14 protein-coding genes are annotated in these 13,576 nt (G+C 38.3%); 8 read left to right on the top strand and 6 right to left on the bottom strand.

What is annotated here, in order from left to right; translation table 11 throughout:
- Positions 1-320: 320 nt before the first annotated feature.
- Positions 321-1,640 (top strand): anaerobic sulfatase maturase, encoded by a 1,320-nt coding sequence (locus BTO22_RS06860; protein WP_105054843.1) that lies wholly within the window; start codon positions 321-323, stop codon positions 1,638-1,640.
- A 29-nt stretch (positions 1,641-1,669) separates the two neighbouring features.
- The gene (locus BTO22_RS06855) at positions 1,670-2,689 is read left to right on the top strand and encodes a hypothetical protein (RefSeq protein WP_105054842.1); all 1,020 of its coding nucleotides are present in this window, start codon (positions 1,670-1,672) and stop codon (positions 2,687-2,689) included.
- An 80-nt stretch (positions 2,690-2,769) separates the two neighbouring features.
- Here the strand turns inward: BTO22_RS06855 and BTO22_RS06850 are convergent, their stop codons facing one another.
- Entirely contained in the window at positions 2,770-4,152 is a 1,383-nt protein-coding gene (locus BTO22_RS06850; RefSeq protein ID WP_105054841.1) for an MATE family efflux transporter, read from the bottom strand.
- A 262-nt stretch (positions 4,153-4,414) separates the two neighbouring features.
- Here BTO22_RS06850 and BTO22_RS06845 point away from each other — a divergent pair, with 262 nt between their 5' ends.
- A complete protein-coding gene (locus BTO22_RS06845; protein WP_105054840.1) occupies positions 4,415-5,029 on the top strand; it encodes a riboflavin synthase subunit alpha in 615 nt (204 codons plus the stop codon).
- Between the two features lie 10 nt (positions 5,030-5,039).
- On the opposite strand, the gene BTO22_RS06840 is transcribed toward BTO22_RS06845, so the two are convergent.
- Complete coding sequence (locus BTO22_RS06840) at positions 5,040-5,240, bottom strand: CPXCG motif-containing cysteine-rich protein (protein WP_105054839.1); 201 nt, start codon at positions 5,238-5,240, stop codon at positions 5,040-5,042.
- 238 nt (positions 5,241-5,478) lie between these two features.
- Positions 5,479-6,348 carry a fructosamine kinase family protein gene (locus BTO22_RS06835; RefSeq protein ID WP_105054838.1) on the bottom strand — a complete coding sequence of 290 codons (870 nt, stop codon included), beginning with the start codon at positions 6,346-6,348 and terminating at the stop codon, positions 5,479-5,481.
- A gap of 276 nt (positions 6,349-6,624) precedes the next feature.
- On the opposite strand from BTO22_RS06835, the gene BTO22_RS06830 reads away from it, so the two are divergent.
- Positions 6,625-6,960: a DUF3802 family protein gene (locus BTO22_RS06830; protein ID WP_105054837.1), complete on the top strand. Its 336-nt coding sequence runs from the start codon at positions 6,625-6,627 to the stop codon at positions 6,958-6,960.
- Between the two features lie 86 nt (positions 6,961-7,046).
- Here the strand turns inward: BTO22_RS06830 and BTO22_RS06825 are convergent, their stop codons facing one another.
- Entirely contained in the window at positions 7,047-7,523 is a 477-nt protein-coding gene (locus tag BTO22_RS06825; protein ID WP_105054836.1) for a C40 family peptidase, read from the bottom strand.
- Between the two features lie 433 nt (positions 7,524-7,956).
- On the opposite strand from BTO22_RS06825, the gene BTO22_RS06820 reads away from it, so the two are divergent.
- Both BTO22_RS06820 and BTO22_RS06815 read left to right on the top strand, forming a co-directional pair.
- Positions 7,957-9,549, top strand: coding sequence for an AbgT family transporter (locus tag BTO22_RS06820; protein ID WP_105054835.1), 1,593 nt, complete (start codon positions 7,957-7,959; stop codon positions 9,547-9,549).
- 149 nt (positions 9,550-9,698) lie between these two features.
- A complete protein-coding gene (locus tag BTO22_RS06815) occupies positions 9,699-10,385 on the top strand; it encodes a pseudouridine synthase (protein WP_105055573.1) in 687 nt (228 codons plus the stop codon).
- 36 nt (positions 10,386-10,421) lie between these two features.
- Here the strand turns inward: BTO22_RS06815 and BTO22_RS06810 are convergent, their stop codons facing one another.
- Positions 10,422-11,225, bottom strand: a complete 804-nt coding sequence (locus tag BTO22_RS06810) for a sterol desaturase family protein (RefSeq protein WP_105054834.1) — start codon at positions 11,223-11,225, stop codon at positions 10,422-10,424.
- Between the two features lie 86 nt (positions 11,226-11,311).
- On the opposite strand from BTO22_RS06810, the gene BTO22_RS06805 reads away from it, so the two are divergent.
- Both BTO22_RS06805 and nagK read left to right on the top strand, forming a co-directional pair.
- On the top strand, positions 11,312-12,049 hold the full coding sequence (locus BTO22_RS06805; protein WP_105054833.1) for a tRNA-uridine aminocarboxypropyltransferase: 738 nt from the start codon (positions 11,312-11,314) through the stop codon (positions 12,047-12,049).
- Positions 12,050-12,180: 131 nt separating this feature from the next.
- Positions 12,181-13,092 (top strand): N-acetylglucosamine kinase, encoded by a 912-nt coding sequence (nagK, locus tag BTO22_RS06800; RefSeq protein WP_105054832.1) that lies wholly within the window; start codon positions 12,181-12,183, stop codon positions 13,090-13,092.
- A gap of 139 nt (positions 13,093-13,231) precedes the next feature.
- Here nagK and BTO22_RS06795 read toward each other — a convergent pair whose 3' ends face one another.
- Complete coding sequence (locus tag BTO22_RS06795) at positions 13,232-13,564, bottom strand: PBPRA1643 family SWIM/SEC-C metal-binding motif protein (protein ID WP_105054831.1); 333 nt, start codon at positions 13,562-13,564, stop codon at positions 13,232-13,234.
- Positions 13,565-13,576 lie beyond the last annotated feature (12 nt).

Genomic DNA, 13,576 nt, shown 5'->3' with positions numbered 1-13,576 from the left:
TTTTGATCTATTTTAAGAGCGATAGGATGGGGAGGAGAGCTAGCACATCCTATTAATGTTGAGCTAAGAATTATCGTGGTGAGTAATATTTTTGTATTGCTTAAAAAAGGCACTCTAAACATGACGTTCTCTACAGTAATGATTGAGTATTTATCATACAGTAAAAGGACTTTCCAAAATGGAATAACGTGTATAACTAATACGTGTGTTCTTTTTGTTTATTATAAGGTTAGAACTTACTTAGCGGAAACTATGAGGGTGGTTTATCGTTTTGCTAGGTAAGTTCTACTCATCACATTTGTAAGATAATAGGAATTAATATGATCATTACTCAAGGCCCGCAATTTCAAGGTAAAGCATCAAAACGATTACATGTTATGGCCAAGCCTATTGGTGCAGTTTGTAATATTGATTGTTCTTATTGTTATTATTTGAGTAAAGAAGATTTACTTGAGTATAAGAAAGGGTGCTCTCCACAGATGGATGATGAGACTCTTGAAACTTATATTCGGCAGTATATCGAGGGCCAAAATACGCCTGAGATTATCTTTTCATGGCAAGGTGGTGAACCAACGCTACTGGGTCTAGAGTATTTCCAAAAGATTGTTAAGTTTCAAAAACAATATCAACCGGATGGGATCATCATTTCAAATGATCTTCAAACTAATGGCACACTATTAACGGATAAGTGGTGTGAATTCCTTGCTCAAAATAACTTCCTTGTAGGCTTGAGTATTGATGGCCCTGAGTTATTACATAATGCATATCGAACCAATAAAGCAGGGCGTGGTACGTTTAATCAAGTAATGAAAGCGGTTGAGTTATTGCACAAGCATAATGTGAAATTTGCGACATTAACCTGTGTAAATAATTTAACAAGCCGTAACCCTCTTGAAGTATATCGTTTTTTACGTGATGTTGTTAAATCCCCTCAAATGCAATTCATCCCAATTGTAGAGCAAAAAACATTCAGAACCGTTGCGCCACAAACAGAGCAAATTGCCGCGCAATTACGTCAAGGGGATAAACGTTTAATTCCAGGTAATAAAGAATCCATCATGGAACCATGGTGTGTATCAGATGAAGCGTGGGGCAACTTTTTAATTGCCGTATTTGATGAATGGACTGAGCACGATTTAGGTAAAGTGTTTGTGCAATATTTTGAAGCCAGCGTTGAAACATGGATGGGACGTAAAAACCCGCTTTGTACGTTGGGTGAAATTTGCGGTAAAGGGTTAGCTATGGAGCACAATGGTGATGTATTTGCTTGTGACCATTATGTATATCCAGAATATAAAATTGGCAATATTCATACTCAAGAATTGGATGAGCTAGCTTACAGTCGTAAGCAGCAAGAGTTTGGTTTTGCAAAATCAAAAACATTAACTAGTCAATGTCAGCAATGTGAGTACAAATTTGCGTGCCATGGTGAGTGCCCAAAAAACCGTTTTATTAAAACAAGAGATGGCGAGCCAGGATTGAACTATTTATGTGCGGGTTGGAAAAAATTCTTTTCTCATGCAGATAAATCAATCGCGTATATTTTAAAAATGTTAGGTAACCCTGTTCAGCATGGTAAATACAGTGATGTAAAAATGCAGCAGGCACAAAGAAACGCGATATTTCCAACTAAATTTTAATCAAGAGCATAAACATAGGGAGTGTATTCGTGAATCACGCAGTAAAGAAGTTCGCCGCAATTGGTTTAGTGGGGCTATTAGGGCTTTCAGCTCCATCATATGCATCGACAGGAGCAGAGCCTGCTAATCAAGCTCAAAACTTGACGCCTGAGCAACAATTAGCCTATACCGCTCAGAATAAAAATGAGAGTGTAGAGAAAAGAGCAGATGCATTACGACAATTGGCACGCTATCCAAACCAAAACAGTTTAGTTGCAGTAGCAAGAGGTTTAAAAGAAAGCGATCCTTTGCTACGTGAGGCTGCAATTATTGGGTCGGAACTGTATCAATTTGAACATCGTTGGCGCATGGTTTCTCCGTTATTCACCGATGAGAATTTAACGGTTCGAATGACGGCAACTACTAATTTATTGCGTGAATACAGCGCAATGACAGCAGAGCAACAACAGCAAATAGAAACGCCTTACAATGAAGTAGTGGCTTATCTTTCTGCACAATTAGAAGAAAAACAAAATACGGCATCTCAATTATTATTAGCAGATGTTTATCGTTGGCATAAAGAATGGGTAAAGGCGGATGCGCTGTATCAACCATTAACACAAAGTGCCGCTAAAAATAGCCAAGTATGGTTAAATTTATCCGATAACTATCGTGCTCAAAATCAAGATATGCAAGCGTTGGACATTTTGAATAAAGGACTTGTGCAATTGCCTAAAGAGGCAAGTTTATATTACTCAAAAGCCTTGACTCAAGTTCGCTTAAATCATAAAGAAAGTGCCGCACAAGCAATTAAGGTTGCTGCTACACTAGCGGAAACTAACAGCTATTATTGGTACTTAAACGGGGTATTACAAGAAGATATCGATGTTGGAGTAGCAACTGAATCGTTTGAAAAAGCGTATATGATTTCAGGCTCTCCAGAGCAACTGTATGCGGTATGTGATATTTACGTTCGGTATAATAATGAAAAAGCCGATGCGTGTTTAGTTGAGTTAGCAAAGGTTGCCCCTGAATATGTTATTACTCAATTGAAAGAAAAACAGAAGTAACTGAGATACATTTTAAAATGTCATAAAAAAAGCCCGAGGTAGTTAATACCTCGGGCTTTATTGTTTATCGTGTTTCTGAACTAATGCATGATTTGCAGTTCATCAACTTCCATATTAATTTGTGCTGGATTCTTTTGTAACCAACGTAAGCGTAAGCTCAACAATACTGCAGAGGTAGTTAAACCACCAATAAAGCCGAACCAGAATCCATAAACACCCATAGGTTCTACGATCCAATCAGTCATACCAAGGATATAACCCGTCGGTAAGCCAACAATCCAGTAAGAAACGAAAGTACGCTTAAAGATGGCATTCATATCTTTATAACCACGAAGGGCGCCTGCAGCAACAACTTGTACAGCATCGGTACATTGGTAAATCACAGCTAAAAGCATCAGGCTAACAGCAAGTTCAACCACTTCTTGATTGTCTGAGTATAAATACGCAATATTTTCACGGAAGATGAAAGTTAACACTGCGGTACAACATGCCATCATCAGACCAAAACCTAGACCGCAATAACTCGCAATTTTCGCGCCTTCAAGGTCGTTTTCACCGAGTTTATGACCAACACGAATACTGACAGCGACAGCAATACTCATTGGCATCATAAAGATCAAAGAAGAGAAATTCGTTGCTACCTGATGTGCAGCAACAATCGTTGACCCTAATGGAGAGATAAGAAGGGCTACCGCAGCAAATAGTGTGACTTCAAAGAAAATAGATAAAGCAACAGGTAAACCTAATTTGAATAAACGGTAGATCTCTTTAGTTTGTGGTTTGCTCCAGTTTTCATACAAGTTTACGCGGCGTAGTTTAGGCGCGATAAACGTATAAATAACCATGGTGATAAACATTAACCAATACACGATTGCAGTCGCCACACCACAACCAACGCCACCAAGTGCAGGAGCGCCCATTTCACCATATACAAACATCCAGTTTAATGGGACGTTAGCGGCAAGACCGATAAAACCGATGATCATTGCAGGTGTGGTTAAAGACAAGCCCTCACAAAAGCTGCGTAATGCTTGGAATAATAAGAATGCAGGTGCAGCCCATAATACTGCATGTAAGTAACCTTTTGTTTTTTCAAACAATTCAGGTTCTACGTTCATTGCTGCAATAATGAAGCCTGCATTATAAAGGATTAACATAATCGGAATAGAAGTAAGCAGTGCTAGATAGATACCTTGATGGATCTCAAATGGCACTTTTTTAGACTTCCCTGAGCCGTTTAGTTGAGCAACAACAGGAACAAGAGCCATTAGGAGGCCAACACCGAATAATACGGATGGAAGCCAAACACTTGCAGCAATAGCTACGGCAGCCATATCTGTAGCACTTACGCCACCAGCCATTACTGTGTCAACAAACCCCATGCCTGTTTGAGCGACACTCGCAATAAGGACAGGAGTTGATAATTTGATTACTCGAACGATTTCTTTCTGGTATCTGTGCACTACGTCACCGTATCAATATATGTGTAAATAAGGAATATAAGTGTTGATTCTTCATTACGGTGATGACCGCAATAAGAATAAAAAGGTCTGATTGAGTGCTTTAAACAGAGGAACTGTTAAAGGTAAGCAGAAAGGCGACAGTATATAGAAGTCATCGCACTTCACAAAATGAAATATTAGACGTATGGTAGATATTTTTAAAAAAGAGATAGGGTAGAATAATACTCTTGAATTATTTTTCTTATATGTATTGGAGATACTGATGTTTACTGGAATTGTGGCTACCACTGCCAAGGTTATTGAGATCATTAAAAAAGAAAAATTTCAAACCCATATAATTGAAATTCCCACGGCTTATGAACAAGGTTTAGACATAGGTGCGTCAGTGGCTCATAACGGTTGTTGTTTAACGGTAACGAAGATCAATAATAATCATATACAGTTTGACTTAATTGAAGAAACACTACGTTTAACGAATCTTGGTCTATTAAGTGTGGATGATTCAGTCAATATTGAACGTGCAGCTCGATTCGGCGATGAGATTGGTGGGCATTCAATGTCGGGACACATCGTCGGTGTTATGGCTGTTAGGGCTATAAATAAAACAGTAGAAAACTGTCAAATTTGGTTCGATGTGCCGAGCGAGTGGTGTAAATACATTTTACATAAAGGTTATGTTGGTGTTGATGGGATCAGTCTAACGATTGGGGATGTAGATGAAAATGGATTTAATGTGAATTTAATCCCTGAAACGTTAGAAAGAACCAATTTAAGCCAACGTAACATTGGCGATAAAATTAACTTAGAAATTGATCCGCAAACACAAGCGATTGTGGATACGGTTGAGCGTGTATTAGCGAATCAAAATAAAGTATAAAAAGAGGGATTCAAAATAGCCCATCCTCAACGCTATCGAAAGTAAAATTAACAGATTGAGTCAGTGGATTTACCGTCATTTTCATTTCAATGGCGCGATGGCAAGACGGGCAGTCATCGTAGACTTGCTGACTTGATTGATTTTTATCTATAACTAAGCCAATCGTGTATTGGCAGTTAGGGCACTTAATGTCTTTTCTTATATAATTCATCACAATAACTCCTAATTAATTAGTACTTCAATTATTCACCTTAACGAATGCTTAACCTTAAGATGAGTCACTTTGTTTATCATGGATAAAACGAAAAGAGACAACAATGTGATACGTAGATAATAAGAAAAAGAGTTCATTTTAGAAGTAAATTAAGTGGAAAAGTTGATCAGGGGTCTAATTTGTGAATTTGTTACCGTTATAGGGTAGACAATTACCTACCCTACAAACTAGCGGTTTATTTTTGATTAAGGTTTAACTTATCGATGAGTTGTTGGGCATGGAACATGTACTCCCCACCAAACATGGTGCAATGGTTAAGTACGTGATAAAGGCTGTATAAATGTTGGCGAGTCTCAAAGCCTTCTAAAATAGGGGAAACAGATTCGTACCCATCAAAGAAGCTGTCTTGAAAACCACCAAATAGTTTAGCCATTGCAAGGTCACATTCAGGATCACCCCAATAAGAAGCAGGATCATAACTTACTGGGCCTTTTACACTAAGTGCAATATTACCATGCCAGAAGTCGCCGTGTAATAACGCAGGCTTTGGCTGGTGGTTATGTAAGATACGTTTTGCATTTTTGACTAGGGTTTCTATATCGCCAAGATCCATGCCTTTTTCATGCAGTAATTGCAGTTGCCATCCGATGCGTTGCTCGGCAAAGAAGCAATCCCATCTTCTGTGCCAAGTATTGACTTGAAGTACGTTACCTAAATAGTTATCGCAATCAAATCCATACTCTAGTTGATCCCCCCACTCGTGATGGTTCGCAAGACTGATACCAAGTTCATAAGATGTTTGTTTATCTATTGGTTTCGTCGGTAAGAAATTTAAAACTAAAAAAGAGTGTTCTTTTGTGGTGCCAACATGGAGAGGGGATGGGACAAACATATGATCTGATTGGTCAAGTTGATTTAGGCTCTCTACCTCTGTTTCAAAAATAGGAAGTTCTGCTCGTTCATTCACCTTAACAAAGTAGCGTTGATTACCATCACTGATCATGTAGCAGTCATTAATCTCACCGCCATTAACTGTTTCTCGTTCAGAAATAATAAAAGGACGTCCCGTTACATCAGAGATTTGTTTTGCGATAGCCTGCCACATAATTACCTCTCTTTGTTGTCTTAAAAATTACTTAACTAAGAATAGTGTATTCTTAATAAATATCTGTGAACTAAAGCTAAAAAATACGTCGTTTTTTGAGTAATCGTTTAAATGATTGAGTTTAAAGAAATGAGGTATGAAAAAATATATAAGTTTTGCTTGTCAATATAAATGGAAAGAGTTTGAGAGTTATTCTCTATTTTGATAAATTAGTCAAAGAGCTTACATAAAATAAGCATTTATCATTATTATGAACCATTACAAAACGGACAGATTATGATTGTCAACACAGAGGGTTACCACGCACTGATTGAATACCTTACCGAGCATCTGGCTATTTTTGCTAATCAGCAAGGATATACAGGTGAAGAGACGGTAGAAGATATCGTAAATGATTTAGTTGCTTCTAACTTGATGGCTGTTTTCCAACAAAATCCAGAGTTGGACGCCGATGTACGATTTACGTTATTGCGTGAAGCGGATGCTGTTGTTGCTGACTTAGGTGAAGTATTAGCAGGGGCTTGGGTTCAAAAAGCAACAAATGAACAAGTTATGTTTTTAGATGACTACATTGGGCTTATTAAAAATCTATTCGATAGTGCATTTAAATAATCACGATTAAATTTATTTATAACACCAAGTAAAATAAGGGCCTAATGGGTCATTATTTTACTTGGGTAATTCTTCATTGCCTTCTTTTATAATACACGTCTTACTTGCCAGAATGCTTTTTTCCAATATGGGTTATCTAAACTTGAAATGATCACGCCTTTTGAGGTGGATGCATGCATAAATTCACGATTGCCAATATATACACCAACATGTCTAACTTTTACGCTAGTTTTAAAGAAAACAAGATCGCCTTTTTTTGCTTCTGATAATGGAATTTTTATTCCTGTAACCACTTGGTTCTGAGTTGTTCTCGGTAACGATAACTGGTGAAGGTTAATTAATGCATTTTGTGTGAAAGCAGAACAATCGACGCCATCTTTATTAGTACCGCCATATTTATAAGGGACACCTTGCCATTCTTGAAAGTAGTCTTGGTAACCATTTGATTGTGATAGCTGAGGGTATTTTGTTTCTATTTCTTGCTCTGTTAATTGTGGTGATGGAGACGAGGCGCATCCAAATAGCCCAAGTAAAGCAAGAATGCAGATAGATTGGCGAATCATAATCGACCCTAAGTGATAAAAAAGCAATATCACTATTTTGACTCATTACAGGTAGAAAAAGCAATATTAATGAGAGTTCGACTTAGGCAATCTAAGCTTCATCATTTTTGGTTGTTTTAATCAATTTCTTACATGCTTACTCTAACCGTATTCTTTTTAGATAGAACGAGAAGGTGGTTCAAGAGTTACTTTTGCAGTGTTTATTGTGTGATTGTTAATTTAAAGTTTTATATTATTGATTATTCTTAGTTGAAAAAACTACAAGTGAAACATTTTGTGACATTTCGAACTTTCATTGGATTTTACAATCATGTAACCTTTGCGTGAATTTTGGAAGCACTTACTTTTAACGAAAGCGCTCATCATTTAACTATTTAGATCGTGATGGTGTGCTGAATAATAGAAATAGTAAGACAAAAACAAGGAGTTACAGATGAGTTCGTCTGCATCGCAACAACAAAATCAACAACAGCCAAAAAGGCCGTTGTTCACACGTTTTCTTGATTCAGTAGAATACTTAGGAAATCTTTTACCACACCCAATTACTCTTTTTGCAATCTTTTGTGTGGCTATTCTTGTTTCATCTGGTATTGCTGGTTATTTTGAATTATCCGTAATCGATCCTCGTCCTGAAGGCGCGAAAGGTCGTGCTGCTGATGGCATGATCCATGTTGTTAGTTTATTTAACGCTGAAGGCCTGCAACTTATTGTGACTAACCTAGTGAAAAACTTTGTTGGTTTTGCACCATTAGGTACGGTTCTTGTTGCCATGCTTGGTGTTGCAATTGCTGAGCACTCAGGCATGTTATCTGCTGCTATGCGCGGTATGGTAATGGGCGCATCTAAACGTATGGTTACTATAACCGTTGTTTTTGCTGGTATTATTTCAAATACAGCATCTGAACTTGGTTATGTCGTGCTTATTCCTCTAGCAGCAATGCTTTTCCATTCATTAGGCCGTCATCCGCTAGCGGGTCTTGCAGCTGCGTTCGCTGGTGTATCTGGTGGTTACTCTGCAAATCTTCTAATCGGTACGGTTGATCCACTGCTTTCTGGTATTACAGAAACAGCAGCACAAATGATTGACCCAACTTATACGGTTGGCCCTGAAGCTAACTGGTACTTCATGTTTGTATCAACCTTCTTTATTTCAATTACAGGTGCGTTTGTTACTGAGAAAATTGTTGAGCCAAAACTTGGCAAATATAACGATGAAGAAGCGTCAGAAGATCTATCAAATGATAAAATGGGCAAGTTGACTGTCGTTGAGAAAAAAGGTCTTAAATTTGCAGGTGTTGCGGTTCTTGTGGTGAGTGCGCTGCTTGCATGGACAATTGTTCCTGAAGATGGCGTATTACGCTCAGCAACAGGTACAGTTGCGGGTTCTCCATTCCTTAAGAGTATTGTTGCCTTTATCTTTGTGTTCTTCGCCATTCCGGGTTTTGTTTATGGCAAAATCGTAGGCACTATGAAGAATGACCGTGACGTAATTAATGCAATGGCAACATCGATGTCTTCAATGGGCATGTATATTGTTCTTGTGTTCTTTGCTGCACAGTTTGTTGCTTTCTTTAAATGGACTAACTTTGGTCAAGTAATCGCAGTGGGTGGGGCTAGCTTCTTACAAGATGTTGGTCTTACGGGTCCAATGCTGTTTTTCGCATTCATCTTAATGTGTGGCTTCATTAACTTAATGATTGGTTCGGCGTCAGCACAATGGGCTGTGACTGCTCCTATCTTCGTACCTATGTTAATGCTAGTAGGTTACGCACCAGAGACGATTCAAGCGGCTTACCGTATTGGTGATTCAACAACAAACATTATTACACCAATGATGAGTTACTTCGGCCTTATTCTGGCGGTAGCGACACGTTACATGAAGAATCTAGGCATAGGCACACTGATCGCTACTATGCTCCCATACTCAATCTGCTTTATGTTTGGTTGGAGTATTTTGTTCTACCTTTGGGTATTCGTATTTGGTCTACCTGTAGGTCCTGGAGCGGCAACGTTCTATACACCATAATAGGTAATAGAATCTGGGCTTCATAATAAGTACTTAACACAAAGGCGATCTTCGGGTCGTCTTTTCTTATCGTTCGTTTGTGCAATGCGATTGCTTATTTAAATAGAGCAAGGATAATGGCGTGATGATGAGTGGTAATGTGTGGTTCTATGCGTCTTGATAAGTTTATATGTAAAAGTACAGAGTTAACAAAACCACAAGCGATCGCAATGATTGAAGGAGGGAAGGTTAATGTTAATCGTGACGCGGTCACTATTGTATCTACTCAAGTTCATGAAAATAATCAGGTCACACTTAATGGATCTCTTTTAACGCTTAGAGCATTTCGTTATTTAATCATCAATAAACCCTCGAATACGATCTGTTCAAATATTGATGAAGCGTATCCCTCTTTATTTAATTGCATCACTGAAGGCAATAATGCGGAGTTACATGTAGCAGGGCGCTTAGATGCAGATACGACAGGTTTAGTACTTATTACCGATGATGGTCGTTGGTCCTACAATATAATTACGCCAAGTAAGCAGTGTGAAAAAGTATATCGAGTCGGTTTACGTAAGCCGATAACAGAAGATGCAGTAGAGAAATTTGCAGTTGGTGTGCAGTTACAAGGTGAACCACAGCTTACTCGCCCTGCTAAGCTTGATATAATAAGCTCTCAAGAGGTTTTACTTACTATTACTGAAGGTAAGTTTCATCAAGTAAAACGGATGTTTTCAGCGATTGGTAATAAAGTCGTTTCTTTACATCGAGAGCAGATTGGTGCAATCAAGCTTGATGTAAATGAAGGTGAGTGGCGGTATTTAACAGAAGAAGAAGTGAATTCATTTAGGTAATAAGAATGAGGTGCAGCAAGCACCTCATCGTGGTTTTTATTTATTCCTAAATGGTTGAGTCAGCATTTTATCTAGGCGTTGCTCTTTTTCTTTTCTGAAAAAACCAAGGCCAATTTTCATTTCTTCATGACCATCTTTCGGTTTTACTAAATAGGTTTTACCGAAATAGTCCCAAATGGATAAAAAGAATCCATAGTTATTATGCATTTCAGAGATATGAACGGAATGATGCACTCGATGGAAATCAGGAGTCACTAATAATACTCGTACATAGCGATCTAACCATTTTGGAATAAATAAATTGCTGTGATTAAACATAGCGCTTACGTTTAGAATAATTTCAAATAAGATCACTGCCTCAACAGGGATGCCTAATAATCCGATGGCTGCAATCTTAATAAGCATAGAGAAAATTATCTCAACAGGATGAAAGCGTGTGCCTGTTGTGACATCAATATCTTGGTCTGAGTGATGCATTCGATGTAATCGCCACAATAGAGGGATACGATGAAAAGCACGGTGCTGCCAATAGATCAGCCAATCCAACAATAAGATGGATAAGAGCCCAGTTAAAAATGGTGGAGTGCTTAGATAGTTGAATAAACCCCATTGTTCTTGGTTGGCAATTAAAGCTGCGTCGACGGCTAATAGAGGTAAAGCGAGTCGAAGAATTAAGCTGTTAAAAAAGACTAAACCAATATTGCTAACCCAACGTGTGGATTTTTTTTGCGTTAAGGTTTTACGTGGCCATTTGTATTCTGCTAAAGCCAAAATGATGAATGCAGCAATAAAACACCCTAAACGTAGAGGTTCATTGTATTCAATCCAATTAATTTCCATCAGGAATTCTCTTATAGAACTTGTTATTACCGATACTGTAAGTAAAATGCGCTTTTTTTTCCATATAAATAGCTTGGTTATTGCAAATGCGCGTTCATAAAGTCCATCAATTACACAAAGAAAGATTAGCTCGTTCTACAAAACCGTTTAACGCGCGTGGTGCCAATGTTAATCGCTGCGAATTTTGCCAAGTACATCAAGATTATTGTATTTGTGAGCATCAGCCCTCAGTAGAATCTGATGCGGCATTTTTATTGATCATGTTTGATACAGAAGTACTAAAACCAAGCAATACAGGAAAACTCATTGCTGATTTAGTGCCTGAAACTCATGCTTATCTTTGGTCTAGAACGGAACCTAACACTGAGATGCTTACGCTATTACAAGATGAATCGTATCAGCCATTTGTTATTTTTCCTGAAGAGCAGATTGAAAATAAAGCGCTTGTAACGAATGAGATCGTTATGGAGAAAGGCAAGACACCTTTGTTTATCCTTCTTGATGGAAGCTGGCGTGAAGCAGGGCGTATGTATCGTAAAAGTGCTTATTTACACCACTTACCCGTACTGTCTTTTAATCGTGAGCACTTATCTAGTTACATTATGCGTAAGGCCTCAAAAGACCACCAGCTATCAACGGTTGAAGTGGCAAGCTTGGTATTGGATTTGTTTGGTGAGAAAGAGAACGCGAGGCATCTTGAATGCTGGTTTGAACTGTTTAGAGAACATTATTTATACAGCAAGCGTCCAGTGAAAGGGGCAGAGCGTGGCATGGGATTAAAACGCTTGATGAATTTTCGTACAGTACTGAAAGTTAATCACTAAATCTAGCAACACTTTGAGGTTCACCTCACACTAAAAACCAGTGAATATCGTCTAGGTCACAGTCTGTATTTATAAAAATTAGGTAAAATAACACCATAAAAATTTAGAATAGATTAGGACAAGGATACCTTATGTACTACGGTTTTGATGTGGGTGGCACAAAGATTGAATTTGGTGCGTTTAATGAGAAATTAGAGCGCGTTGCCACTGAGCGAATTCCAACACAAACAGAAGATTACGCATTATTGGTTGATGATATTGCAGGTTTAATTGCAAAATATGATGCTGAATTTGGTGTTGAAGGCAAAGTTGGTTTAGGTATTCCTGGAATGGAAGATGCTGAGACAGGCGCTTTATTAACAAGTAATGTTCCTGCTGCTAAAGGTCAATTTTTACGTAAAGATTTAGAAGTTAAAATTGGCCGCTCAGTAAAGATCGATAACGACGCTAACTGTTTCGCATTATCAGAAGCGTGGGATGAAGAATTAAAAGACTCTCCATCAGTAATGGGGCTAATCTTAGGCACTGGCTTTGGTGGTGGTTTAATTTTCGACGGTAAAGCATTCTCTGGCTATAGCCATGTTGCTGGCGAATTAGGACACTCTCGCTTACCAATCGATGCATGGTTCCATTTAGGTGAAAATGCTCCTCTATTAGGCTGTGGTTGTGGTAATAAAGGCTGTTTAGATAGCTATCTTTCTGGTCGTGGTTTTGAGCTGCTTTATGCTCACTATTACGGCGAAGAGAAAAAAGCGATCGATATCATTAAAGCTAATGAAGCCGGTGATGCGAATGCTGTTGAGCACGTAGAGCGCTTTATGGAGCTATTAGCGATCTGCTTTGCTAACCTGTTTACCTGCTTTGACCCACATGTTGTAGCACTGGGTGGTGGTTTATCAAACTTTGAATTGATTTATGAAGAGTTGCCGAAACGTCTTCCAAAGCACTTATTATCAGTAGGTCGCGTGCCTCGTATTATCAAAGCAAAACACGGTGATTCTGGCGGCGTTCGTGGTGCAGCATTCTTAAATATTAAAGACTAATCTTGACTCAATATTTAGAATAGAAAATGCAGATACAAAAAGAGCCTCATGTTGTTTGTTATTATTAACAGATAAACAGAGGCTCTTTTTTTGTAATGCGATTAGCTAAGTAGCTAAAGGTTAAATAACTAAGTCGTTATTAAGCACAGCATTTTTTGTATTTTTTACCGCTACCACAAGAACAAGGTTCGTTGCGGTTAGGTGTTTTTTCAAAACGAGTTGTTTTTGGCTTGTTTAAAACGCCTTCAAGCTCAAGAATATTTTCTTCTTTTTCCGCATTCACTTCGATGTTTGCGAATAAGTTGTGCTCAGTAAGCTGCGCTTCAATTTCAACTTTACGTTCTTCTGTTTGAACAACTAAAGTTAGTGGTGCTTCTTCAGTACCTAACTTAACGTCACGCTTAGTGTTAAAACCAGAAAGAACGTGGTTTTGACGAGTCTCGATACGACCTTTGAAGAACATTTTAGACATCTTGGAGCCTTA

It is taken from the genome of Aliivibrio sifiae (assembly GCF_002954705.1).
GTDB classification, from domain to species: Bacteria; Pseudomonadota; Gammaproteobacteria; order Enterobacterales; family Vibrionaceae; genus Aliivibrio; species Aliivibrio sifiae_A.
The sequence above is the reverse complement of the archived record's forward strand: the minus strand, read 5'-3'. Positions and strand labels throughout refer to the sequence as shown.

What these genes read in the sequence shown, in the direction of transcription:
- BTO22_RS06840 (WP_105054839.1), bottom strand. Translation starts at nt 5,240, where the DNA reads ATGAATTATATAAGAAAAGACATTAAGTGCCCTAACTGCCAATACACG.
- BTO22_RS06860 (WP_105054843.1), top strand. Translation starts at nt 321, where the DNA reads ATGATCATTACTCAAGGCCCGCAATTTCAAGGTAAAGCATCAAAACGA.
- nagK (WP_105054832.1), top strand. Translation starts at nt 12,181, where the DNA reads ATGTACTACGGTTTTGATGTGGGTGGCACAAAGATTGAATTTGGTGCG.
- BTO22_RS06810 (WP_105054834.1), bottom strand. Translation starts at nt 11,225, where the DNA reads ATGGAAATTAATTGGATTGAATACAATGAACCTCTACGTTTAGGGTGT.
- BTO22_RS06845 (WP_105054840.1), top strand. Translation starts at nt 4,415, where the DNA reads ATGTTTACTGGAATTGTGGCTACCACTGCCAAGGTTATTGAGATCATT.
- BTO22_RS06835 (WP_105054838.1), bottom strand. Translation starts at nt 6,348, where the DNA reads ATGTGGCAGGCTATCGCAAAACAAATCTCTGATGTAACGGGACGTCCT.
- BTO22_RS06815 (WP_105055573.1), top strand. Translation starts at nt 9,699, where the DNA reads ATGCGTCTTGATAAGTTTATATGTAAAAGTACAGAGTTAACAAAACCA.
- BTO22_RS06820 (WP_105054835.1), top strand. Translation starts at nt 7,957, where the DNA reads ATGAGTTCGTCTGCATCGCAACAACAAAATCAACAACAGCCAAAAAGG.
- BTO22_RS06830 (WP_105054837.1), top strand. Translation starts at nt 6,625, where the DNA reads ATGATTGTCAACACAGAGGGTTACCACGCACTGATTGAATACCTTACC.
- BTO22_RS06825 (WP_105054836.1), bottom strand. Translation starts at nt 7,523, where the DNA reads ATGATTCGCCAATCTATCTGCATTCTTGCTTTACTTGGGCTATTTGGA.
- BTO22_RS06795 (WP_105054831.1), bottom strand. Translation starts at nt 13,564, where the DNA reads ATGTCTAAAATGTTCTTCAAAGGTCGTATCGAGACTCGTCAAAACCAC.
- BTO22_RS06805 (WP_105054833.1), top strand. Translation starts at nt 11,312, where the DNA reads ATGCGCGTTCATAAAGTCCATCAATTACACAAAGAAAGATTAGCTCGT.